This window comes from Allolucifera butyrica, assembly GCF_900476375.1.
In the GTDB taxonomy this organism is placed as follows: Bacteria; Bacillota; Negativicutes; order Sporomusales; family UPPP01; genus Lucifera; species Lucifera butyrica.
In genome coordinates this window covers 37,175-61,894 of record NZ_UPPP01000105.1, presented here as the reverse complement: position 1 = coordinate 61,894, position 24,720 = coordinate 37,175, and the positions used below count along the sequence as shown (strand labels likewise).

Here is a 24,720-nt window from a genome sequence, read left to right as displayed (position 1 = left end):
CGGCTCAGGGCACAGGGCTCGGAAAAGCCCATTTTCAAACCGGTTTGGCGGCCACTCCGGCGGAAGGATCGTCTTGCCATAAGTTATTATTCAGGTATTTTTAAACTTACCAGATCCATTATGGCCAGAATTTGCCGCACCGTCACAATCAGCGGACCGCTGTTTTTTACCACATAATCGGCGACTTCCCAGTTATTAAATTCGCCGTTCGCCTCGGCATATTCAATACGGTGCTTGATGGTGGCGTAATCTTCCCCTTGCAGCAAATACCGGTTAATAATTGTATCCTGGTCAACAAAATTGTAAATTAACTCCAGTCGGTCTCCCAACAATTTTTTCAGTTTTTCAAAACCGCTTAAGTCAATATCAACAACGGAAACAGGATGTATATTGGCTTTTTTTAGCACTTCTTCCTTGGTAAGACCGTATAACTGCTCGGCATAGTTAACCATTTCGATAAAATTCATTTTCTCAAAGGTCTGCTTATCAACGAAATAATAATCCACGCCATCTTTCTCATCCGGTTTCGGTGGCCGCGTTGTATGGCTTATTAACACAGGGATTCCATATTCGCGCAGTTTCTTCACAATTGAGGTTTTGCCTGATGCCGGCGGGCCAATAATTGCATACACCTTATTCATGCCGCTACCTCCTTTTATTTAAAAAACGCATTGACAACAAATTATTACAAGTTTCCCTAATATTATTATAAATTATGGAAACGATTTGGTCTATTGACTTATCAAAAGCTGCGTCGTCAAAAGGCATAACCGCAAACCGATATTTCCGGTTCGATTGAGAAGGGTTTGTAATTTTTTTTCAGAAATATATTAAGATGTTTTTTTCTAAGAAGGAGCAAACTATGAAAGAATTACGCCACAAAGTTCAATCTGTCTTATCAGGGGCCGGCGGCCGCTGGAGCATCGTAATTATAAATCAGGCAACCAGGGAGAGGCTGGAAATAAATCCGGCAATGGTGTTTCCCGCAGCCAGCATGATCAAGGTGCCTATTCTGTATGAACTGATGCGGCAAGTCGCCGCCGGTCAACTCTCACTGGATGAATCGCTCATAGTAGCCGGTGCGTCCCGGGTGGGTGGCGCCGGTATTTTGCAGGAATTGCGCCCGGATATTGCCATGACCCTGCGGGAACTAGCCATATTGATGATTGTTCTCAGCGACAATAGCGCCACCAATCTGTTGATTGAACGCGTCGGCATGAACGCGGTTAACCAAACCATGACTGCTTTGGGATTAACGTCAACAGTCCTGCGGCGCCGGATGATGGATTTCGAAGCGGCCCGGACAGGCAGGGAAAACGAAACCTGCGCCACTGACCTGGCCCTCTTGTTTGAACTAATTTACACATCCCATGGTCTGCCGGATCAATACGGCGCCTTAATGGTGGATATTCTAAAAAGGCAGCAAATCCGTGATAAACTGCCTTTTTATCTGCCGGAGGAAACCATACTGGCCAACAAAACAGGCACATTGCCGGGAGTGGAACATGACGGCGGAATTCTGTTTTTACCCGGCGGTCCCTATATCATTTGCGTGCTTAGCGGCGATCTGACGTTTAACTATCAGGGAATTCAGTTGATTGCCCGTATTGGCAAGATAGTATATGAACATTTATACGAGGAGGAATGACGATGTCATACAAAAAATTCTTTGCCGTCTTGCTAGGGGCGGTAATGCTCGCAGCATTGGCGGCAGGCTGCGGCAAATTGGGCAGTCACGGTCAGGTTTTTCGCTACGCCCTGGAAGCGGAACCGTCCACCCTGGACCCGGCCTTATCTACAGGAATCCCGGAATCCCTGGTGGAACTGCAAATTTTCGAGGGTTTAACCCGGCTTGACGCCAAGGATCAGCCTGTACCGGGGGTGGCGGAAAAGTGGGACGTCTCACCGGATGGTCTGAAATATGTCTTCCATTTGCGTCCCAATGCCAAGTGGTCCAACGGCGAACCGGTCACCGCTCAGGATTTTGAATTTGCCTGGAAACGGGTTTTAAACCCGGACTTTGCTTCTGAAAATGCCTATATGCTATTTCCGATAAAAAACGCGCAAGCTTATAATACCCGAAAAGCAACGGTGGATCAGGTCGGGGTCAAAGCCCTTGACGACCATACGCTGGAAGTAACCTTGGAAAAACCCACAGCTTATTTTTTAAGCCTGGTCGCCTTTCATGCCTTCTATCCCGTTCCCCCAAAAACCGTCGCCGCCAGTCCCGATAAATGGTCAACAGAGGCAAAAACTTTAATTGGCAACGGTCCGTTCAAAATCACCAATTGGGTTCACAGCGGCCAATTGGTGTTCGTCAAAAATGATCAATACTGGGATGCAGCCGCCGTTAAGCTGCAGAAAATGGAATGGCCCATTAGCGATTCCCAAACTACCCGGCTGGCAATGCTGGAGAACAACCAGGTCGACATGATGGTGGAACCGCCCGTATCGGAGCATGACCGGCTAATGCAGGCGGGGCTCTTAAAAGTTGCTCCTTATCTCGGCACCTATTACTACGTGTTTAACACCCAGAAAGCTCCGTTTGACAATGTCAAAGTGCGGCAGGCCTTTGCGCTGGCCATCAGCCGGGAAGAACTGGTGAAAAACGTTATTAAAGGCGGTAAAAAACCGGCTTATGCCTGGGTGGCTCCCGGATTGCTGGATCCCGACACCGGCAAAGACTTCCGGGAAGAAGGCGGCAATTATGCCGTAGAAGACGCCGCCCAAGCCAAAAAACTGTTGGCTGATGCAGGCTATCCCGGCGGCAAAGGACTCCCGCCGGTTACCATTTTGTATAATACCAGTGAACTGAACAAAGCCGTTGCCGAAGCCATTCAGGAAATGTGGAAAAAGAACCTGGGCGTCGCTGTTGGTATAACCAATCAGGAAACCAAAGTATTCTTAGATTCGCGAAACCAGGGCGCCTTTCAGGTGGCTCGGGCCTCCTGGATCGGCGACTATGCCGACCCGATGACGTTCCTGGATGTATTTAGAGACCCCGACAATGATGCGAAATATTATAATCCGGCCTATAACCGGCTGGTGCTGCAGGCCCAGTCGACTATTGATCAAAAAATCAGAATGCGGGATATGCATGCCGCCGAAAAAATTCTCTTTGACGACGCGGTAATCATCCCCATTTATTACACAACGCAACCCTATGTTGCCAGACCGTATGTGAAAGGCTATTCCTGGTCGGTACTCGGCCTTGCCGATTTCAAGACGGCCTATATTGAAAAATAGGGGAGTTGGTATCGTGGATTTGATTCACCGGCTAAAACCGAAACGGCTCCGCCCGGGAGACACTCTGGGCATTGTCGCTCCCGCCAGCCCCGGTGACCGGGAACTGGCCATGGCCGGAATTCATTGGCTGGAGGAAATTGATTTTCAGGTGCGGCCGGGCCTGTCCGTGGAACAAACACTGGGTTATCTTTCCGGAACCGACGAAGTACGCGCCGCCGACATTAACGCCATGTTCGCGTCACCGGAAATCGACGGTATTATTTGCCTCCGTGGCGGTTATGGGACAATGCGGTTGCTGGAACTTCTTGACTATGACTTGATCCGGGCCCACCCCAAAGTATTTGTCGGCTATAGTGATATTACGGCCCTGCTGCTTAGCATTAGCCAGCGTACAGGTCTCGTCACTTTTCACGGACCCATGGTAGCATCAGATATGGGAAAAGGGGTATCCGATTATACCCGGGATTCCTTTTTCCGGGCCGTCTCCGGTTTCGAACCGCCCGGCCCTGTTACCAATCCGCCATTTACCCTTCCGCCCGCCTTTATCACGCCGGGAGCGGCGCAGGGCTGCCTGACGGGCGGAAATTTGAGCCTGATTGCAGCAACATTAGGAACCCCCTATGAAATTGATACCTGCGGCAAAATCCTTTTTCTTGAAGACGTCGGGGAGGCTCCATACCGGATCGACCGCATGCTGACTCATTTATTGCTGGCCGGTAAGCTGCAGGCTGCCGCCGGGATTGTTGTTGACATATTCGCCGGTTGCGATGCAGAGTCTGAACCGCCCAGTTTCACAGTACAAGAGGTGCTGGAAGACCGCCTGTATAAATTGAACATACCCGTCCTTTACAATTTGTACTTCGGCCATACGGCGGACAAAGTCACACTTCCTATCGGAGTCATGGCGGTATTGGACAGCCAGGCCGGAGGACTGGAAATCATGGAAACGGCTATCAGTGATTGAACGAGGTAAACATGGATAAAGATACAGCGAAAAAAGCGGTCATGGCTGCCGTGGATGCCCTGGCCCCTGAACTTAAGGAAATCAGTCTCTTTTTGCATCAAAACCCCGAACTGGGGGGAAAAGAATATCAGGCAGCCGGGCTGCTTATGAAAGCAGCCCGGCGCCGTGGCTTTACCGTAACCCAAAATATCAGCGGCTATGAGACAGCCTTTATCGCCGCCAGTGGCAGCGGGGGGCCAAAAATTGCTTTTTTGGCGGAATATGATGCGTTACCGGAATTGGGGCATGCCTGCGGCCACAATCTCATTGCCGCTATGAGCTGGGGCGCGGCGGCCGCCTTTGCCGCCGTAGCCGGCGACCGGGCTGTCTCGCTGTTGATTGGCTGTCCGGCCGAGGAAACCAGCGGCGCCAAAGTGGCCATGGCGGCGGATGGTGTTTTTGACGGCTTAGCGGCGGCGCTGATTGTCCATCCTGCCGACACCAACTGCCTGGGAGGAACCTCCTACGCTACCCATCCCTTACAAGTAACCTTTGGTGGGCAATCGGCCCACGTAGCCGCTAAAACCAATAAAGGCATCAACGCGTTGGATGCCCTTGTCCTGTTTTATCAGGGGATCAAAACCCTGCGCCAGACCTTTACGCAGGAAACCATTCTGGCCGGAATCATCACGCAGGGAGGAACGGCGCCCAATATCGTACCGGATAAAGCCGAAGCCCGATTTACCGTCCGGGCCTTGTCCTCGGACTATTTGGAAGAAACCATGCTGCCGGCGATAAAACGCCTGGCCGCAGGAATCGCTCTGGCTACCGGCACTACCGTTGAAACCGTGCATTATGAACCGTTATTCAAGGAACTGCTGAATAACCGGCATCTTATGGGACTATTCAGGCAAAATATGAACCGGTTGGGTGAAACGGTTATAGAGCTTGCACCGGACGAAGCGGACGGATCCACTGATGTAGGCAACGTCAGCCACGCTGCTCCCACCATCCATCCCGACCTCGGTATCGGCCCTAGTCTTGCTGCCCATACGCCGGAGTTCGCCACGGCCGCAGGGTCGGACCATGCCCAGGAACGACTGCTGATAGGGGCCAAAGCCATGGCAATGACTGCGATTGATCTTCTGGACTAAAGTTAAAAATACCCTCGAATGAATCAATAAAAATGCGGCAAACTATTTTTCGGGAGGTGTTATAATGGGATTAAATCGTTTTCGTTGTAGACGCAAGTCCAATATGGACGAAATGATGGATTCGCCATTATTAAAAACAGTAGCAGTCGGAGCGTTAGTATATCTTGGTACTAAAGCTCTACGGCGCATCCTGGATTGAAAGCACCTCTTATGCCTGGGCTATCCGCCCGGGCATTTTTCTTTACATGTTATTTAGAAATAACCCGAAAAGTTATACTTTCGATTCCATGAAAAAAAATAATTGAGTGAATTTCAATTCCCGTTTTCCGCCATGCTAATAATGGAGGAGGTTGATAAGAATGCCCACGATAGCCGTTGTGTTCTCATCCCAAAAGCAAGCGGAAGGAGCTGCCAATGAATTGTCGGCCAGAGGAATCACCGAAGTTTCCGTTGATGCGTCTCAGAACAACAGACAGCCCGTATACGATGCGTCCAGTGTAGCCGGTATTCCCGTGTTTTCCCTCTCCCCCGCCGATATTACCGGTACGGTACCTGTATCCGGCTTTGTCCTGACTGCTACGGTTCCTGATGACCGCATGGACGAGGTAGACAGCATTATCAAACAGTACACGGATTAAAATCGGGAATATCTTTCTGTCAACTTTCCATACTAAACAATAACAAGGGAGGTGCAGATAACTTGGAAGACAGACTAACCAAAGGATTTACCGCCGGTATTATTGGCGGCATTACTATGAACATATGGGCCTGGATTGCCAGCTCCTTGAATTTAACCACTCTAACGATGGCAGAATGGGCCGGAATTATGATATACGGCCGTACGCCTCCGTTTAATTTTGGCGAAACTGTCTTTGCCCTTTTGGGGCAGGTGCTATTTTCCGGGGCCCTGGGAGTCGCCTTCAGCTATTTAGTCCCCCGGATTTCCAGCCGCAACCTGTTATTTAAAGGGTGGTTCTTTTCCATTATGACCTGGTTTGCCATTTATGCCGTTACCACGTTATTCAAGGTGGAAGGAACCCTTAACCTGCCGCTAAAAACAGTTATCGCCAATTTTACGGCGGCTACCATATTTGGTCTGGTGACGGCCGCCGCCTTAAAGACCTACACGGTAGAAACCGCCCCATCCGCCCGGATGTCCATGGCTCCTGCCATGAAACCCCTGGATACCGAAAAGGATGATGATGACCCGAATACGCTTTAATCTTTATACGGCAACCTGGAATACCCAGCCAGGTTGCTATTTTTATTAAGCTGCATTTCTCAATTTTTCAGCGAATAGCCTTAAATTCCAAGTTTATCTGGGAAATAACTTTTTCGACACATTCTTCCACCGTCAGTTTATCGGTTTCCAGAACAATATCCGGATGCTCCGGTTCCTGGTAAGCATCATCCAGTCCGGTAAACTGGTAAAGTTCCTTATGGCGGGCTTTTTGATACAACCCTTTGGGATCCCTTGTTTCACAAACCAAAAGAGGACATTTAACGTAGATTTCCACAAATTCCCCGGCAGTAAAAAGATTTCTCGCCAAAGTGCGGTCCTCAGAATAGGGCGAGATAAAGGCCACAAGCACGATCACGCCCGCATCGACAAATAATCTGGCAACTTCGGCAACCCGGCGGATATTTTCCTTGCGGTCATTCGCCGAGAATCCCAAATCTTGATTCAATCCCAAGCGAACATTATCCCCATCCAATACATAAACCTGGTATCCATCCCGGAATAAATGCTCCTCCAGGTTATGCGCGATAGTGCTTTTGCCGGCTCCGGACAATCCCGTGAGCCATAAAACCAACGAATGGTGCTGATTGCGGCCGCGGCGGTCCTCTTTCGTAACCGGACCCTGGGTGGGATACAACAGTTTACTGCGTTCCTGCCAAAAATCGCCGGTCTGGTATTTCTCAGCCGGCATGGTGATAACACCGCCGCCGGTGATTTGATAACCATCAACCAGGACAAACCGCCCCATAGCCGGATTTTCATCAAAAACATCAAATATAACCGGCTGATCGGTCATAATCAGGCCTTCGGCGATAAAACCGGCTGGAACGCACTCCGGTGGCACCTCACGCAAACTGCCCGTATCAATGACCCGGTTAAGGCTTTCCATCCAGGCTGCGGTTTCCTGGAATCCCACCTTCAGTTTGTAGCGCTGCCCGGGAACAAGAGGTTGCCGCCCCAGCCAGACAACCCGGGCATAAAAAGCCCGGCTAACCGAAGGGGAACTGTCCGGGGAAGTGATAACCATCCCCCGCTCGGCAAATAAAGGATCGGTAAACTCCAGGGCCGCGTTTTGGCCTGTCAGAATTTGCGTTACCCCGGTTTCCGGCCAGCGCTCAACCGATTTGACCGTTGTCTGCTCACGGGTCGGCCAAATCGTTATCGTCTGTCCCGCCGTCAGCGCGCCTGTTTCCACCCGTCCGGCCAGCAAGCGTCGTTTACCGGAACGGTAAATATCCTGGACCGGCATTCGCAACGGAAACTCCTTCCGGGCGGCCGGTTGAAACCGTTCCAGTTGTTCCAGCAAGGTGGGCCCCTGATACCATTTTATCCGTGCCGACCGGACAGCAATGTTATCGCCGGTATGAGCAGCCGCGGGAATAACATTCTGCGCCGCAAACCCGATGGAGGCAAGAAAGGCCTGATACTCTTGGGCTATGCTGCGAAAAATCCTCTCGTCCCAGCCGACAAGGTCCATTTTATTCACCACTACGGCCAGTTGCTTAACTCCCAGCAGAGTCAGCAGGTAGCCATGGCGCCGGGACTGTTCCTGCACTCCTTCGGCAGCGTCAATAACCAGGACAGCCGCTTCCGCCCGGCTGGCACCGCTAAGCATGTTTTTTAAAAATTCACGGTGTCCGGGAGCGTCGGCCAAGATAAAACGCCGGCCGGACGTAGTAAAACCGGTTTGGGTAAAATCAATGGTAATACCCTGTTCCTGCTCTTCTTCCAAGCCGTCAAGGAGGTAGGCAAACTCAAGATTCCGCCCTTGTTCCGCGGAACGGGCACGGGCAAAGTCCACCCGGTCGGCGGGGACCTGTCCCGTATCATATAATAAACGGCCAATTAAAGTCGACTTGCCGTGGTCGACGTGACCAAGAAATACAACTGTCATTTCCGGTAAGGATGTGACAATGCTTTCCATATTGACTCCTTTCCTGCTTTCCTACATATACCCTTTGGCTCGCAGCTTTTGCATGGCATAGGCATTTGCCTGATCCTGAGCACGGCCGGCGCGCTCCGACTGGCCAAGCGACTTTAGTTCGGCAATAATTTCTTTTACGGTGGCGGCCTCGGAATCAATAGGTGCCGTGCAGGGCCAGCACCCCAAGCTGCGGTACCGTTTGCCGTTGCGGGCAAAATAAAGGGTAACAACCGGTATTTTCTCCTGTTCGATATATTCCCAAATATCCACTTCCGTCCAGGCCAGCAATGGATGAACCCGTACATGGGAACCGGGCGGAAAATCGGTATTGTACTGATTCCAGATTTCCGGCGGTTGTTCTTTGTATTTCCACTCGAAGCCGGCGTTTCGCGCACTAAAAACCCTCTCCTTGGAACGGGATCGCTCCTCGTCCCGCCGTATCCCCAGCAGGATCACGTCAAAACCGTGCTCCTTTACAGTTTGACGCAAGGCCTCGGTCTTTAAGGCGGTACAACATTCAAGCCGGCCTTTTTCCGGTCCCATCCCCGCCTGCAAAGCAGCATCATTCCTGCCGATTATAAGCTGCAAACCCCATTCCCGGACCAAACGGTCCCGATGCTTGATCATCTCCGGTATTTTAAACGCCGTATCGATATGGACCAAAGGGATAGGCGACCGGCCTAAAAATGCTTTCCGGGCCAGCCATAAAAGTACCGTGGAATCTTTGCCGATTGACCATAACATGCCCGGTTTCGTGAATTTGGCATAAGCCTCACGAATAATGTAAACACTTTCTTCTTCCAGCCGGTTCAATCGATCGTCCATTTGCTCTCCTTTTTACTCTTTGTTCCAGTTGCTCCTCCTGCAACAAATACAATTTTATTCGAATGACAGAGGACTGCAAAAAGTGGATATAATACAATATATGAGTTACAAGCTGTCCAAGTGTATACTAAGAAAGACCGCCTAGAGCCTAGGGCGGTCTTTTGGTAATTGGAAATTTGTTTCCCGGCCTGTAAAACTTTAAAAAAACAACGGCAGGATTTCGTCCGGTCTGACAAACTTATGGCTGGCCTCTAAAGCCGGCGTTTTACTTCCCCACAATGCCAGGCCGAAATCAACCCCGGCGCTGCGGGCACACTGTAAATCATATTCCGTATCGCCGATATAAATCGAGCTTTGACGGTCCGCATTGGCAATTTCCAGAAACTTTAACACCGGTTCCGGCTCCGGCTTATGCTTGATTGTATCATCCGCACAGACAATAAAAAATAAATATTTCATCAGCCCAAACGGAGCAAAATCGGTTACCAGCTCAGCTTTCGTTTTGGAAGTTACAATACCGGTCTTCACGTCACGATAAGCCAGGTAGGCTAGCACTTTAGTCATTCCGCGAAATACGCCAACCGTGGCAGAAAAGTCCTTCATATAAGAATTCCATTTTTCACTCGCCTGGGGAATATCATAAATTCCCAGGCGGGGTAATGCCGCTGCTCCTGGAATGCCCAAAACAAAATGCAGTTCCTTCAAATCATAATACCTGCCATAATCGTCATTAAGCATCTTTTGTAAAGAACAAAGCACAGCCCGCTCGCTATCAATTAAGGTGCCGTCCACATCGAAAATTGCCGTCCTGTACATCGGCTCACTCCTTAAAAATCAAAATCAGTTTTCCTGGGCGACAATCAGTTTTATCCCCTGGCCTTCAATGATTTCCTGTAATTCCCCGCCTACCGGCTGATTCGTAATAATCATGCCGATTACCGAAAAGTCCAGTCCCTTGAAAGCGGAATAGCGGCCGAATTTCGTATGGTCGGCCAGAATAATCGCCTCCCCGGACCGTTTTACCAATTCCCGCTTGAAATACATGTCATCTTCGTCATAGTAATAAATTCCTTCATTTGTTATGCCGGCAGCACCAAGGAACACCTTGGAAAACCGGTAATCCTCCAGTTTTTTTAAGGTACCGCAGCCGGTTAGATGCCGTAACTTCCGGTTTATCATCCCGCCTAACAGATGCGTTTGAATCCCTTCTTTATCCAACAAGGCCCAGGCATTATCGAGCGAATGGGTAACAACGGTTAAGGACTGGACATTCAAATTGGGTATCATACAGCGGACTGTGGTGGAAACGTCCAGAAAAATCATCTCGTTCTCCCGGATATAAGAGGCCGCCCTTTTTCCAATATGCAATTTCCCTTCCGGCTCATTTTTCAGACGCAAAGCATACTCTTGCGTCTTCTGAATAAATTTGGCGAGGGCAATTCCTCCATGAGTTCGGACCACAGTCCCTTGTTCCGCCAATTTAACAATATCCCGGCGCGCCGTATCCCGGGAAACCTGGAACAAAGAACAAATATCGCTAACCGCCATGGACTCATGTTCTTCCAGATAATCCATAATTCGAAACAGTCTTTCCTCCTGATAAATAATACCTCACCTCCCTCCTTATTATAAGCAATTATAAGCATAATAACAATCGCATGTAAGTATTTTTATTAAATTTATAAGCACTTGCAATGCAAGAAGACCGCTAACGCGGTCTTTGGGTCCATAGCGCAGGGCTCAGAGCGCAGAAGAATCCGAACGCTACTCTTTTTGGCACCTCCAGGCAGAAGGATCGTCTTGTCAATAAAAATCCCCACGCTTTTAGTGTGGGGTTAATGAACAGCAGTCAATGTCCGGTAACATTTGGCTATCAATAAATTGCCGCAAAATATCATAGCCAACATGGACTACGGACTTTCCATCGGTACTTACTTCATAGTCCGCGGCTTCTTCGTATAAGCAATACCGCTTACTGAGCATACTCATAATTTCTTCAATTCCCTTGCCGTTTAATAATGGCCGGTCATGCTCCTGTTTCAGCCGATTGTAAATCGTCTCAGGGTCCGTTTTCATCCAAACAAGTTTCCCCCCCTTTTTTAGGTTGGACACGTTGACGCTGTTTAAAACGACCCCGCCGCCACAGGCAATCACAGCGTGTTTGGCAGCACTTACCTGTTTAATAATCTCCTGTTCCCGGTCCCGGAAATAAGCTTCCCCATACCTGTTAAAAACTACCTGCACCGACTGCCCCATTTGCTGTTCAATCATATGATCCACATCATAACAGGTAAAGCCGGTGACCTCGGCCAGATAGCGTCCAACCGTAGTTTTGCCGCTGCCGCTAAAGCCGATCAGCACGATGTTGTGCGAAAGAAATTGCCGGCAATGCCCTTGAAATTCATCGAATATCATAATCTTGTCCACCTTTCATTGCAGGCTTTTTTCTACCAGCGGCTGAAGATACCGGATGGTCTTTTCATAAAGTTCCTGCTCCGTTTTCCCCGGTAATACCGAATCGGTCCATATTTGATTGGCCGCCACCGCCTGATAAAACAACATTGGCAGCCCGTTAACAGTCATACAGCCGCGGCGCTTGGCCTCCGCCAGCAATTTTGTTTCAAAGGGATTATAAACGAGATCATAGACAATAGAAAACCGGCTCAAATACGGGGAATCTATGGGGGATACGCTGCGATTCGGCTCCATTCCAAGGGAAGTGGTATTAATCAGACAGTCATATCTTGCCTGTAATTGATGCCAGTCACTTATCACAGTGAGTAGTCCGGGAAAATTGCCGGACAATTCCCGTTGCAGGCTTTTCGCTTTTGCTTCTGTACGATTAATAACCGTAACGCTGCAATGATGCTGCAGCAGCTCGCAAAGAACAGCCCTGGCGGCACCGCCTGCACCAATTAACAGGACCTCTTTATGGGCCATTTCAATATTAAGTTTTTGAAACGCTTTCATAAAGCCGTAGCCGTCCGTATTATAGCCGGTTAATCGCCCGTTATCATTTTTCACGGTGTTCACTGCACCGCACAGCAGCGCTTTCGGCTCAATAACATCCAGGTAATCCATAATGGCCTGTTTATGAGGAATGGTAACATTAAAGCCCCGGAAATTTTCTTTTAAAACTGTAACGGCTTCTTTTAGGCTTTCCGGACGAACGGCAAGGGTAATGTATTTACTATTACACTGCTTGGCGGCAAAAATACTGTTCTGAATAACCGGTGAAATACTGTGGCTGACGGGATAACCCACCAGAGTATACAGTTTAGTTTGGCTGTTAATCGAAGTATCCACGTCGTTCCTCCTTGTAAATTTTCCTGCATCACAACAAGAAAAGAGAAGAGGCTTCCCATGTGAAACCTCTTCTCTACCCTAATTCTATTCATTTGGGCCCCGAGCCATCTATGATGCATATTTCATAGCGAGATTTCTCATATATTCGGTTTTTCCGGGAAAAGCAAAATAACCAACGCTAAAATAATAGCCTTGGTAATAAAAGCTAAACCAGAAATCTCTATGCCCTTGCAATGTTTTTCCCGTCCTGTCCATAATATCCTCCGCTATGAGCAAAGCCGTTATTACTATCTTTGTATAGTATAATATTACTAAATGTGTAAAGATGTCAAGATAAATTCTTAAATTTTCACGCAGCCTGTAAAGCCATTGCAACGTATTCAGGAAATTGCCTATTTTCTTCGCAAAGCATTATATAGTTTAGCCGATTCAGCCGCAATAAAATTGCTGGAGTACTCGTGATCCTGCGTCGCGGTATAAAAGCTGATAAGAATCGGGTCATGACCGTCCTGAACCACACCCACATCACAAAGCACATCATCCAGTTCGCCTACTTTATGAAAAACAGGCGTCAGCATATAACGGGGAATTTCATCGTTATAAATTGTATTGGCCAGTTCGTCCTTTAACTGCTCGCTTTTGTTTTTGTCCAGATATTTGTCTTTATAGATTTTCTCAAATACCTTGGCCATTTCATAAGCAGTTGTCACACTATGATACCGGTATTTATTAAAAGCTTCTTCACTATGGATTTGGGTCCGGTGAAGCCGGAAATCTTTCACAACCTGATTGAGGACCTCCGGGTGGGTAGAATCAAATTCGTTTAACAGTTCTTGGAATGAATTGTTGTCACTAACCGTCATCATTAAGGCAATGTCCTGGTCATATTGGCTGGCCTTAGCCGTTTCCGCCTGCGGATACAAATATTTATAAGTAGCTAAGGCGACAATTAATTTACTTGTTGAAGCCGTGGGAAAAACGTCATCCTGGTTAAACTGTATTGTCTTTCCGGTATCTAAGTTTTTGGCAAAAACCCCAACTTTGCCGTTAAATCCCTGTAAATCATTCTTTATCTCTTTCTCAAGGGAAGATGCCGCTAAGGCATTGGTCGTTACGACGGTTAACACAGTAAAAATCAACATAATCTTTTTAAACATTTAGTTACCCCTTAGGCCAAATTACGGAAAATAGATACATCTATGGTCCCGTTTACCAAAAGGATACTACGGGGTTGTGACAAAACTATGACATTGCCCCGCTATCTACACTCTTACCGGCCGGGGTTCAGGCTCCCTGATAAACAGGGTAAGGACAAAACCAATTGCCGGCAATAAAACCAATATATCAAATACCCAGGTTATTCCCCAAAGATCCGCAACCTGTCCCAAACCTAAAACACCCATGGTGCCAAGGCCGACACTAAAGCCGAGTGTAAATCCGGAAGCCATTCCCACGTTCTTGGGCATCATTTTTTGCGTCAACACTAAACTGCTGGTAGCCGTAGCCGACAGCAGAATATTGGCTAATGCCAAGATTACAAATACCCAAACGCCGCTGGCCGATAAAAACCAATACATTAAAAGGGCAATCGGCAGAATAGAGAAAAGCATGACCTGCTTGCTGCCAAATTTGTCGCTTAAAATTCCCCCGAACATCGTGCCGACGGCTCCGGCCGCCAGATAGACCGTGAGCAGGGAACTGGCGTAAACCTCACTGCCGCCTAAATAAGAAACATAATATAAAGGAACAAAGGTGCTGATCCCCGCCGTAACCGTTGCCCGGGTCAGAATCATTCCCAACAAAGCCAGCAAAGGCCAATTCACGCACTCCCTAAGGGTTCCCAAACTTCCCCGGCCTCTGATTTCAGGCCGTGGGATCTTGGCTATCTCATAAAACAAGGCAATACTAATTACAATGCTGGGTATAGTGTAAAGAAGAATTTGGCTGCTTTGCTTACCCCAAAGCAGGGCCGCCAGAAACAAAGATCCCAGCGCTACTCCGGCATAACCGCCCACCGAAAAGAGACTGACCGCTTTCCCCTTTTCCTTGCCGCCGATAAAGTTCACCGTCTTCGCCGCTTCCGGATGGAAAGCGGCATTCCCCAGGCCGCTGAGGGCAGTGCACACCATTACCAAGTAATAATTGGGCACCAATAACGAAGCCGCCAGAAAAACCCCGGTAATCAAACAGCCGGCCGGCATCAGCCAAAGGCGGTGTTTTTGGTCGCTCAGATAGCCAAACAGGGGCTGACTGACGGAAGAAGCCAAATTCTGCAGCAGCACAATGGCGCTGACTTCGGCATAAGACAGGCTAAACTTGGCTTTCAAAAAAGGCAGCGCCACGTACAGGGCCCCCGGCGACAAATCGGCAACCAGATGGCCGGCAGCGATCAGCCAGATTGCCCGGGGAACGTTTTTAAATAAATTTAGACTCACCAAACCCATTCACTCCTACAGCCGCCTAACGGATCAAAATTTGAAAGCCAGCCTGAAGCTGGCACAAAAATAAAATCAAATTATATTCAACCAGAATCCCGCGGCCTTTCTTTGTAGATTCATTATAATCCCGCCGGTAAGCAGAAGCAATTCCGGTTTTTCAGCGATTATACAGATTTATCCTTACGGCGCGCCGTTGTTTTAATAGGGACTAAAGGAAATCAAACCTTTTGTTTGTCATAACCGCCAAAGACCCGCTGATAGAGCCCCGCACTAATTAATTGCATTACCGCGGTCAGTGTTAATGGCAACGATAATTGACCGGCGTCAAATAAATAACCGGTGATTGTAGGTCCGACAGCGGAAGGCAACCGGTTGGACAGCGCATTGATGCTCGCTGCCAGTCCCCGCCGGGATTCACGGGTGAGGCTGACCGTCAAGGCGGACCGGTTGCCTTGGGTCCCGCGGCTAATGGAGTTCCGCATAATGTAAATCAAGGAAGCCAGCGTAAAACTCGGCACCCATGGCAGGATCAACATCAACAGGGAACCGGCTACTCTCATCCAGGACACGGACTTCACCATGCCGAACCGTTCTGCCAAAAAACCGTTAATAACAGCGAACATTCCTGTCAAAAAGAATCCTGCCGCCATCATTAATCCGATCTCTTGTGTGCTTACCTCAAACCGAAGACTAAACCAATACGCCATCATCGGCCCCGTAAGGCCAATGGCAAGTCCGTTCAGACTATTCACCAGCGCCAATTTAAGCAATGCCCAGTTTTCCTCATACCAGATGATATGCTCTTTCTCCGGATTGGCGCCGGGCTTTTTCTCCGGTCTTTGCTCAACCCCCGGCACAGAAACTTCCGCCGGTTCGTCCCGGTCTTGCATGCTTAGTAAAATGACTGTGCAGAGTAACGAAATCACGGCAATTAAAAAGAAAACCGGCCGGTAAGCCAATAGGGGAGACCCGGAATTATATAAGCCCGGCAGTCCCCCGATCACAGCACCCAAAGCCATCCCGGCAAAACCCACGGCAGTATTTAAACTAAAGATTTGACCGCGGCGGGATTGTTCTGCATAGCAGGACAGCCAGGCCTGTTCCGCCGGGCTGAACGGACCGGCGGCACCGCTTTGCCCGCGGCCGAATCCGGTAATAACAATTGCTAAAATAAGCACAAGCGTTTGCGTTGTAAAACAAAGCCAAAGGGCTGAAAAAAAGGTAATCAGCTCATATAAAACCAGAAACCGTTTCCGGCCAAACCGGTCGCTCAGTATTCCCACCAGCAGAATGAGCAGGGCGCCAAAAAGGCCGGCGGCCGACGTAACACTGCCAATTAAAGAACCGCTCCATTGGAGATCCTTCAAATACAGCGTCAGGTCCACTACCATCGCCCCTTGGCCGATGCTGCGCAATCCACGGATTGCAATCAATTTGGCGGCCGTATTGTGAATCATAAGTTTCATGAATTTTATAGCTCCATTAATAATTTATATACTTTCTTCCACATAAAGACCCCTTGGGTCCGTGCCCTATCTTTTTCCTATTACCAAATTCCTATTACCAATTACCGAAAAACCGCGTAGCGGTTTTTCTTATCAAGCTTCACACTCGGTCAGCCTTTTCAGCATCGCCCGGTAAACCCACAGGGCATTTAGCAGCAGCAAGGTGCTGGTAACAAAAAACACGTAATGAATCCCGTAGGCAGCCGCTATCTGCCCCCCCAGCACCGAACCGGAGAACATTCCTAAAAACTGGGCGGCCTGGTTATAACCAAAAGCCCGTCCGGCAACCTCATCCGGCGTGTTCCGTTTCAGCAGTGTGTTAATGGACGGCAGCAGGGCGGCTGTAACAATCCCCAGCAGTAACCGGAGGCCACCCAACTGCCAGGCGTTTTGCACCCAGGCCTGCGGAATGAATAGTAAACCGCCGGCAATCAGAGCTGTCAGAATTACCTTTTGCGGACCGATCCGGTCGGACAGCTTTCCCAGCCGGGGAGCAGCCAGCATGCTTGCGAATCCGGAGGCGGCGAAAACCGTGCCCGAAATCAGAGCGATATGCGCCGTGTTTCGTGACAACTGTCCAATGTAGACGGTAATGATCGGTTCTATGGAATACAAGGCCAATTGTAAAACGAACGTAGTGACAAACATGGCAACCAAGAGTCCGGGATTCGGCAGCAGCCGCCAGACCTCCTGAAAACCAAGCACCTTTCCCTGGGAAGCGGTGAAATCTTCCTTCACAAACAATAAAGATAACAGGAATGCGACCAGCAGTAATGCGCCGATTGATAAAAATACACTGCGAAAACCCATGGTTTCCGCCAAATAGCCTCCCAGCAGCGGCCCTAACAGCGTGCCGCCCACCGCTCCCGTTGCCAGCGTTCCCAACGCCCAGCCGGCCCGTTCCGTAGGCGTTTGCGTTGCAATCAGGGTAATTGAACCGGAGTAAAAACCGGAAATGGTTCCCTGCAAAAGACGCAGTCCCAATAATTGATAGACATTCTGAACGAAGCCCATGCTGCTGATAACGAGGCACATTCCCAAACTCGCTCTAAGCAGCATGGGTTTCCGCCCATACTTATCGGCCGCCCAGCCCCAAAGGGGCGAAACCGCCGCCATAACCAGCGTTGTAACCCCGAACGTGATACCGGCCCACTGTTCAATTTTCGCGGTATCGTGAATCCCCAGATGGGCTATATAGAGCGGCAAAATCGGCACAATCTGACTCAGCCCCAGGGATGTGACAAAAACACCGAACCAGCAAACAAACAAATTCCGTTTCCAAATTTCCATTTTAAATATCCCCACTTATCATTAACGTAAATTTCCAGTTCCAAGGCCCGCCCGAAAACCAGTCAGGCGCAGTCTAAAGACTCGATGCCCCGGATAAAAGTTTTAATTAACTGGGTATAACTCTCATCCCGGTCCACCGGAGCGGCAAACCAGCCGGCGGCTTCCAGCGCGACAAAGCCATGCATGATGCTGCGTAAACCCCGGACGGCGTGCCGGGTATCGTGGCCGCTGAAATTATACGGCTCGATGACAGCAGCAATGACCGCCATCAGGCTTTTTGTCGCCTTCCCCATGGCTGGGTCACCCCGGTCCGGTGTGGCCACAATTGCCCGGTACAGCCCCGGACGCCGATGGGCAAACTCCCGGTAGGCAACAGCTATGGCCATGACCGCATCCTTTTTGGCTTTGCCAATGGCTGCCGCGCCCATGCTGTTTTTCAACTGTTCTGTGCCCCAGATTGCCAAACCCCGCCTTAATTCGGGCAGTCCGTTTATATGATTGTATAAAGAAGGCTTGCGCACTCCCAGGTGTTCGGCAACCAGTGTCAGCGTAATATCTTCCAGTCCGCTCCGGTCGGCAATTTCCGCCGCCGCTTCGATAATCATTTGATAATTTAAGCCAATCCGTGACAAGTTATCACCGCTTTCCACCAAAAATAATGTGATGTGTTCAAAGTTATTCTTCCTTAAACCGGGAAACTAACAACATTAATTTTAAAACTAACGATATTAGTTTGTCAAGACAAAAAGACTGCTTAACGCGGTCTTTCGGCTCGTGGTGCAGGGCTCCGAGCGCTGGATAAGACGGGCATAACAAAAAAGCATCCCCCTGGGGAATGCTTTCGTAATTATAGTGGCAGCTTATTTTTCCACTTTTACCAAACCCTTAATTTGACCGCGCCAAACCCGGTATCCGGCATCACTCAGATGCAGACCGTCGCTGGTATAGCGGGCGGGCAGCCGGCCGTCGGGACCGCTAAAAGCGGGAACCAGGTTAATATAAGGATAATCATACTGCCGCGCCAACTGTTTAATATCCTTGTTCAGTTTCCGGATATTGTCATTCGTGCGCAGAAGGCGGGAAGGAAAGATGGTATCATTAAACGGCAGCACGCTCTGGATATAAACTTGAGTCTGCGGCAGTTCCGTCTGGAACCGGGTCAGAATACGGCGATAATTCGTTACGATATCAGGAAGCGAACGGCCAAAACAAAGGTCGTTCGTACCGATCATCAGAAAAATCTGGGACGGTTTCAAGGCAATGACTTCATCCAGCCGGTTCAGAACCCCTAATGTGGTATCGCCGCCAATGCCCCGGTTCTCTACCGGTGAATTAGGAAATAATGCCGACCAGTCCCCTTCATCAGTAATGCTGTCTCCCAAAAAAACGACCGGATGCGTTTCATGGGGGTCAACAGAAAAATACAGTTCCCGCAGACGGTAGTGTAAACTGAGATAAGGCGGGTCGTTCGGCTGCCGGATCATATCATTCGCCCATAAATATAATTTTTCCTCACTTTTCTGCGAGGCTGCGGTCAGGGTATGGTTCCAAGGCAGCGTAAATAATACAAAAGTAGCTAAAATAACTGGAAGCAAAATTTTTCTCATAAACTGCAACGTCTCCTAAATAAAAATTGATTATCTACTTTTGTTTATTTACGACAAATAACGTGGCTTTTCCTCCCTTATTGCAGGAATTCAAGCTTCTTACCAATTGTCACTTTCTCCGGGATAAGCGCTAAGAAACTTTGTGCCTATTCGGCCTGAAGCCCTTTTCGCGTCAGCGGCGAATTCTCAGCTTGCGGCCGTGTGGCCAGATATACGCCCGTAATAATAATAGAAGCGCCAATCAGTTTATAAAAGGAAAAGGATTCGCCTAACAGAAAGACGGACTGAATAATGGTAAAGACCGGAACCAAATTAATAAACATGGCCGCCCGGGCTGCGCCAATGTGTTGAATGGCAACCATCTGGAACAGGTAACCCAAAACAGAAGCAAACACGCTCATGTAGACAATCGACATCCAGCCGCCCAGGGTCGCAGACAACAAATAGGTTGCCGGGTTCTCCCACACCATGAAAGGAACGGCAAGAATGACGCAGATAAAAAAAGTATAGGCGGTTACCATAAAAGGAGTCAGTCCATATTCCTTCATATAACGCCGGCTAAGCAAAGAATAGACCGCCCAGCTGCAGACCGCCAAAAGCATCAGCAAATCGCCCCCGTTGAAACGAAAATCGCTAATCAGGCGCCAATCGGCATTGGTAATGACCAGAAAAACCCCGCAAAAAGACAGGATAACACCGGTAATTCGCCGTGGCGTTAGCTGTTCACTAAAAAATAAAGCAGCCAGCAAAGTGGTAACCATAGGGTTCATTGCGCCGATAAGGGAAGAATTAATCGCCGTAGTATATTGCAAGGCGGTAAAAAACAACGCGTGATAACAAAATGTGCCGACAAATCCCAGGATGATGAGCGGCCGCCACTGTTTGCCGCGCGGCAGCATATTTTCCGGCTCTCGAATGTATAAAATGGAAAAAATAAGCGGCAAGGCAAACAGAAACCGGAAAAAAGTAAGCGCAAAGGCAGGAAATTCCCGTACCGCTATTTTTCCGGTAATAAATGCACCTGACCAGAAAAGAGCAGTCAACACCATAAGCAAATTAATCCGTCTTTCAGACATTTACAGTCCCTCCTATTATGTTTGACCCTTGTATCCTGTTCTTGCCAATCCGGACGGCAGCATCTTTCGATTAAAAAAATCCTCCATCTGGGGCAGGATCCAGTGGTCAAGCTGTTCCCCCTGTTTCTCTACGAGCCGGTTCACCAGCACGTCATGCCAAACGTAATCTTCCAACAAATAAATATGTACCGCATCATCCGTATAAAAGGCATTCCCGTCCCGCTCAGCCGAGTGCCCGTATAACAGTTCACGGCGGTCAACAGAAAGGATGAACCAGTTTTCCGCCCGCAGCGTGGACATATATTCATTTAGGCGATGATTATACAGCCCTGCCAGGGGCCGGGAAACCTCGAAGGTAATGCCGCGCACCCGGCAGCCCTTTTCCACTGCCTCCTCCAGGTCCGGCAGCAGTTCATTGTACATGGGATTCCAAATGGAAAGCATGATTTGCTGCCGTGCCCGGCGAATCAAAATCCGGCAAAAAGCCAGAATGTTATCCCTGCCGCGCAGGGTCGAGATGTAATTATCCGGTTTGCCCCCCTGGCTTTCCAGAGATTTCAGTTCTTTCTCGGCGAAAGAAAAATCCGCCAGCCAGCTATTGCGCATTCTTTCAAGAAAAACGCTTGCCGGCAAACAGGTATATGTTTTTGCCCCCTCCGCACTTTCCTCCGTCATTACTATCCCTTGCTCAACCAGGGATTCCAGCGTGTCATAAATTCTGGCCCGGGGAATTCCGGATACTTTGCTGATATAGGACGCATTGGACGGCCCAATGCCAACCAATGCCTTATAGGCCTTTGCCTCATACTGGGTAAACCCGAATCGCTGCAGAATTTCACAAAGTTTCTCTTCCATTGCCAACGGCTCCTTTCTTACCCGGACAATTTTAAATCCCGCTAATGATACTACTGCAGTAGTATCATTAGCAGGATTATACCAGCAGACACCGTCCTTGTCAATATAAGGAAAGACCGCATTATCGGTCTTTTAGTTTATGGCAAGGTCTCATAACTTCGGGTTATCTGGTCACGATAACGATTCCGGACTCTGTCACCGTATAGCCCTTGCGCTTATCTTCTTCATGATTATAGCCGATTTCCGTACCGTCGGGAATTTTAATATTTTCATCAATAATTGCTTTATTAATCTTGACATACCGGCCTATTTCCACATTATCAAACAAAATTGAGTTTTCAACCAGACTATAGCTGTTTATTTTACAACGGGGTCCGAGAATGGACCGGCGTACCGTACTGCCGCTGATGATGCAGCCGCCGCAGATATAAGAATTGATGCTCTGTCCCCGCCGTCCTTCTTCATCAAAAACGGTTTTCGCCGGCGGCAGATTGCTCTGATTGGTAAAGATTGGCCATTTGTAATTATAGAGATTTAATTGGGGCACCACGTTTACAAGGTCCATATTCGCCTCATAATACGAATCAATGGTTCCCACATCCTTCCAATAGCCTCTTTCTCCCGGACGCATGCCGGGGACTAAATTGTCGACAAAATTGTAAGCAAAGACCCGGTCCCCCCGTTCAAGCATCATCGGAATTACGTGCTTGCCAAAATCAAGGTCGGCATGTCTCTTTTTACCTTCCTTTAATACTTCGATAAGCTTCCGGGTAGAAAAAATATAATTACCCATGGAAACAAAACAAGTATCCCGTTCAGGAATGGTTGCCGGTTCTTCCGGTTTTTCCTCAAAGGCGGTCACACGGCAATCTTCGTCGACGGAAAAAACACCAAAACGCTTTGCCTCCTCAACCGAAACTTCCAGCGCCGCCAGCGTGATATCCGCCTTGTTCAAAATGTGATAGCTTATCATCTGGCTGATATCCATTTTATAAATATGATCCCCGCCAAAGATCGCCACATAGTCCGCATCAGTGGCCTCGATGCAGTGCAAAAATTGATAGATTGCATCGGCAGTACCCCGAAACCATTCTTCGCCGGCATTGTTTGTTTCCGGCGAAATCGTGTCATAAAATTCCCCCATGCCGGTCCACTTGGCCCAGGAATCCTTGATGTGTTTATTTAACGAGTAGGCCCGGTATTGCGTCAGGACATAGACTCGCTTAATCCCGGAATTAAAAAGATTGCTTAATACGAAGTCGATTATTTTGTATTTCCCGCCAAACGAAACACAAGGTTTGGGCCGGTTTAAAGTAACCGGACTAAGCCGCTCCCCTTTGCCGCCTGCTAAAACCATAGCAACCGTATTTCTCGTGACATTTCCCATTTGGTACATAACCATCTTCCCCCTCCAATTAAAATCCAATCACTGCCGCTTTTCCTATTCCAATTAAAGATGCCTTACTGCCAAAACTGTTTCCTGATTCAGTCCCTATATATAAATTGGCTAAATTTTCAAACTTTTCCTGCTTTGTCCGCAAAAATTTTCACAAACAGTTAAGAAAAAAAGAGTGTCGAAATCCCTCAGGACTTCAACACTCTTTGCACTTCTTAATTGATTCTATTACCGCTGTACCCTGCCGGATCCGTCACCGGCCATCAGGGTTTTCACTTCACTAACGGTTACATGGTTATGGTCGCCTTCGATAGTGTGCTTCAGGCAGGAGGCCGCTACGGCAAATTCCAGGGCATCCTGCGCCGGGTAGCCGCTCAGCAGGGCGTAAATCAACCCGCCGCCGAAGGAATCGCCGCCGCCAACCCGGTCAACGATATGGACCGGATATTTCCTGGAAAAATGATAGGCGCCGTCTTTATACAGCATCGCCGCCCAGTTATTATCGGAAGCGGAAATGCTTTCCCTGAGCGTTATGGCCACGGCGCTGAAATCAAAACGGTCCGCAAGCTGCTTCGCCACCTGCCGGTATCCTTCGTGGCTTAATTTGCCGCCCGTAATATCCGTATCCGCCGCTTTTATGCCGAATACTTTTTCCGCGTCTTCTTCATTCGCGATACAGACATCTACATACGGCATAAACCCGTTCATGACCTTGCCCGCTTTTTCACTGGTCCAAAGGTTTTTCCGGAAATTGAGATCGCAGCTGACGGTCAGTCCCATCGCTTTCGCCGTCTTGCAGGCTTCCAGCGTGGCCGCCGCCACGTTGTCTCCCAGCGCCGGCGTTATGCCGGTAAAGTGAAACCATTTGGCACCGGCAAAAATCGTTTGCCAGTCAAAATCGGCCTTGTCTGCCTGCGATATGGCCGAATTGCTGCGGTCATAAACCACTTTGGACGGACGCTGTGACGCTCCCTTTTCACAAAAATAGATGCCCAGCCGCTCTCCGCCCCGTTCCATATAGCGGGTGTCCACGCCATAGCGGCGCATTTCGTTAATTGCCGCCTGGCCGATCGGATTGGCCGGCACTTTCGTGACAAAGGCGGCGTCGAGACCATAATTGGCCAGGGAAACGCAGACATTCGCCTCCCCGCCGCCATAAACCGCTTCGAAGGAATCGGCCTGTTCAAACCGCAAATAACCCCCCGGAGCCAACCGCATCATAATTTCACCAAAACATACTACTTGCGCCATTTTTATGTCCTCCCTTTATAGCCCCCGCGCCTGGCGGATCTTAGCAATAAACTGTTTGGCAATCTCCGTAATCGACTGATAGTCGCCCTTTTTCGCGCCGCCGGTCAAATTGCCGCCGGCGCCGACAGCCACACAGCCTGCTTTGATCCATTCACCCACGTTATCCAGGTTTACGCCCCCCGTCGGCATAAGAGGAGCCTGGGGCAAGGGCCCTTTTACCGCTTTAATAAAGGACGGACCGACCGTTTCCCCGGGAAATACCTTAATCACGTCGGCGCCGGCTTCCATGGCTTCGACAATTTCCCGGATGGTCATACATCCCGGCATAACCGGAACCTGATAGCGGTTGCACAGCTTTACCAGCTCCGCATTAAAGGCCGGGCTTACTACATACTGGGCCCCGGCCAGAATTGCCGTCCGGGCCGTTTCGGCATCAAGCACCGTGCCGGCGCCGATAAGGATCTCGCCGGAGGAATAGGTTTTGACTAAATCTTTAATTACCTCCACCGCTCCCGGTACGGTAAAGGTAATTTCAATACCGGCCACACCGCCGGCAATACAGGCATCGGCAATTTTGACGGCCTGTTCGGAGTTTTCCGCCCGCACTACGGCCACCAGACCGCATTCCATTATTTTTTGCAGCACTTGCAATTTCGGTATCATG

The 24,720-nt window shown here is 49.1% G+C and carries 24 protein-coding genes; 6 read left to right on the top strand and 18 right to left on the bottom strand.

Going from position 1 to position 24,720, the window contains the following annotated elements:
* Window positions 1-86: 86 nt before the first annotated feature.
* Complete coding sequence (locus LUCIF_RS21125; RefSeq protein WP_122629814.1) at window positions 87-641, bottom strand: nucleoside/nucleotide kinase family protein; 555 nt, start codon at window positions 639-641, stop codon at window positions 87-89.
* A gap of 221 nt (window positions 642-862) precedes the next feature.
* On the opposite strand from LUCIF_RS21125, the gene LUCIF_RS21120 reads away from it, so the two are divergent.
* From LUCIF_RS21120 to LUCIF_RS21095, 6 genes are all read left to right on the top strand, one after another.
* Window positions 863-1,648, top strand: a complete 786-nt coding sequence (locus LUCIF_RS21120; RefSeq protein WP_122629813.1) for a serine hydrolase — start codon at window positions 863-865, stop codon at window positions 1,646-1,648.
* Window positions 1,649-1,650: 2 nt separating this feature from the next.
* Window positions 1,651-3,246 (top strand): peptide ABC transporter substrate-binding protein, encoded by a 1,596-nt coding sequence (locus LUCIF_RS21115; RefSeq protein ID WP_207858229.1) that lies wholly within the window; start codon window positions 1,651-1,653, stop codon window positions 3,244-3,246.
* 13 nt (window positions 3,247-3,259) lie between these two features.
* Entirely contained in the window at window positions 3,260-4,210 is a 951-nt protein-coding gene (locus LUCIF_RS21110; protein ID WP_207858228.1) for a S66 peptidase family protein, read from the top strand.
* Between the two features lie 11 nt (window positions 4,211-4,221).
* Window positions 4,222-5,343, top strand: a complete 1,122-nt coding sequence (locus LUCIF_RS21105) for an amidohydrolase (protein WP_122629811.1) — start codon at window positions 4,222-4,224, stop codon at window positions 5,341-5,343.
* 359 nt (window positions 5,344-5,702) lie between these two features.
* Window positions 5,703-5,981 (top strand): hypothetical protein, encoded by a 279-nt coding sequence (locus LUCIF_RS21100; RefSeq protein ID WP_122629810.1) that lies wholly within the window; start codon window positions 5,703-5,705, stop codon window positions 5,979-5,981.
* 62 nt (window positions 5,982-6,043) lie between these two features.
* Window positions 6,044-6,565, top strand: a complete 522-nt coding sequence (locus LUCIF_RS21095) for a hypothetical protein (RefSeq protein WP_122629809.1) — start codon at window positions 6,044-6,046, stop codon at window positions 6,563-6,565.
* Between the two features lie 67 nt (window positions 6,566-6,632).
* Here the strand turns inward: LUCIF_RS21095 and cysC are convergent, their stop codons facing one another.
* From cysC to LUCIF_RS21010, 17 genes are all read right to left on the bottom strand, one after another.
* Complete coding sequence (gene cysC, locus LUCIF_RS21090) at window positions 6,633-8,477, bottom strand: adenylyl-sulfate kinase (RefSeq protein WP_165866096.1); 1,845 nt, start codon at window positions 8,475-8,477, stop codon at window positions 6,633-6,635.
* Between the two features lie 51 nt (window positions 8,478-8,528).
* Entirely contained in the window at window positions 8,529-9,332 is an 804-nt protein-coding gene (cysD, locus tag LUCIF_RS21085) for a sulfate adenylyltransferase subunit CysD (RefSeq protein ID WP_122629807.1), read from the bottom strand.
* Between the two features lie 198 nt (window positions 9,333-9,530).
* Window positions 9,531-10,148 (bottom strand): HAD family hydrolase, encoded by a 618-nt coding sequence (locus LUCIF_RS21080; protein WP_122629806.1) that lies wholly within the window; start codon window positions 10,146-10,148, stop codon window positions 9,531-9,533.
* 24 nt (window positions 10,149-10,172) lie between these two features.
* Window positions 10,173-10,907 carry a DeoR/GlpR family DNA-binding transcription regulator gene (locus LUCIF_RS21075; protein ID WP_122629805.1) on the bottom strand — a complete coding sequence of 245 codons (735 nt, stop codon included), beginning with the start codon at window positions 10,905-10,907 and terminating at the stop codon, window positions 10,173-10,175.
* 249 nt (window positions 10,908-11,156) lie between these two features.
* Window positions 11,157-11,747 (bottom strand): shikimate kinase, encoded by a 591-nt coding sequence (locus LUCIF_RS21070; RefSeq protein WP_122629804.1) that lies wholly within the window; start codon window positions 11,745-11,747, stop codon window positions 11,157-11,159.
* Between the two features lie 15 nt (window positions 11,748-11,762).
* Window positions 11,763-12,638, bottom strand: coding sequence for a shikimate dehydrogenase (aroE, locus tag LUCIF_RS21065; protein WP_122629803.1), 876 nt, complete (start codon window positions 12,636-12,638; stop codon window positions 11,763-11,765).
* A 392-nt stretch (window positions 12,639-13,030) separates the two neighbouring features.
* A complete protein-coding gene (locus LUCIF_RS21060) occupies window positions 13,031-13,795 on the bottom strand; it encodes a serine hydrolase (RefSeq protein WP_122629802.1) in 765 nt (254 codons plus the stop codon).
* A gap of 105 nt (window positions 13,796-13,900) precedes the next feature.
* The gene (locus tag LUCIF_RS21055; RefSeq protein ID WP_207858225.1) at window positions 13,901-15,073 is read right to left on the bottom strand and encodes an MFS transporter; all 1,173 of its coding nucleotides are present in this window, start codon (window positions 15,071-15,073) and stop codon (window positions 13,901-13,903) included.
* 221 nt (window positions 15,074-15,294) lie between these two features.
* Entirely contained in the window at window positions 15,295-16,542 is a 1,248-nt protein-coding gene (locus LUCIF_RS21050) for an MFS transporter (protein WP_122629800.1), read from the bottom strand.
* A gap of 132 nt (window positions 16,543-16,674) precedes the next feature.
* Window positions 16,675-17,871 (bottom strand): MFS transporter, encoded by a 1,197-nt coding sequence (locus LUCIF_RS21045; protein ID WP_122629799.1) that lies wholly within the window; start codon window positions 17,869-17,871, stop codon window positions 16,675-16,677.
* 62 nt (window positions 17,872-17,933) lie between these two features.
* Window positions 17,934-18,521 carry a TetR/AcrR family transcriptional regulator gene (locus LUCIF_RS21040; protein ID WP_122629798.1) on the bottom strand — a complete coding sequence of 196 codons (588 nt, stop codon included), beginning with the start codon at window positions 18,519-18,521 and terminating at the stop codon, window positions 17,934-17,936.
* 210 nt (window positions 18,522-18,731) lie between these two features.
* Window positions 18,732-19,478, bottom strand: a complete 747-nt coding sequence (locus tag LUCIF_RS21035) for a GDSL-type esterase/lipase family protein (protein ID WP_122629797.1) — start codon at window positions 19,476-19,478, stop codon at window positions 18,732-18,734.
* A gap of 146 nt (window positions 19,479-19,624) precedes the next feature.
* A complete protein-coding gene (locus LUCIF_RS21030) occupies window positions 19,625-20,554 on the bottom strand; it encodes a DMT family transporter (RefSeq protein WP_122629796.1) in 930 nt (309 codons plus the stop codon).
* 15 nt (window positions 20,555-20,569) lie between these two features.
* Window positions 20,570-21,409, bottom strand: a complete 840-nt coding sequence (locus tag LUCIF_RS21025) for a TrmB family transcriptional regulator (RefSeq protein WP_122629795.1) — start codon at window positions 21,407-21,409, stop codon at window positions 20,570-20,572.
* 163 nt (window positions 21,410-21,572) lie between these two features.
* Window positions 21,573-22,805, bottom strand: a complete 1,233-nt coding sequence (gene glgC / locus LUCIF_RS21020; RefSeq protein WP_122629965.1) for a glucose-1-phosphate adenylyltransferase — start codon at window positions 22,803-22,805, stop codon at window positions 21,573-21,575.
* Window positions 22,806-23,033: 228 nt separating this feature from the next.
* Window positions 23,034-24,056 carry a sugar kinase gene (locus LUCIF_RS21015; RefSeq protein ID WP_122629794.1) on the bottom strand — a complete coding sequence of 341 codons (1,023 nt, stop codon included), beginning with the start codon at window positions 24,054-24,056 and terminating at the stop codon, window positions 23,034-23,036.
* A 15-nt stretch (window positions 24,057-24,071) separates the two neighbouring features.
* Window positions 24,072-24,719 (bottom strand): bifunctional 4-hydroxy-2-oxoglutarate aldolase/2-dehydro-3-deoxy-phosphogluconate aldolase, encoded by a 648-nt coding sequence (locus LUCIF_RS21010; RefSeq protein ID WP_243638773.1) that lies wholly within the window; start codon window positions 24,717-24,719, stop codon window positions 24,072-24,074.
* Window position 24,720: the final 1 nt, after the last annotated feature.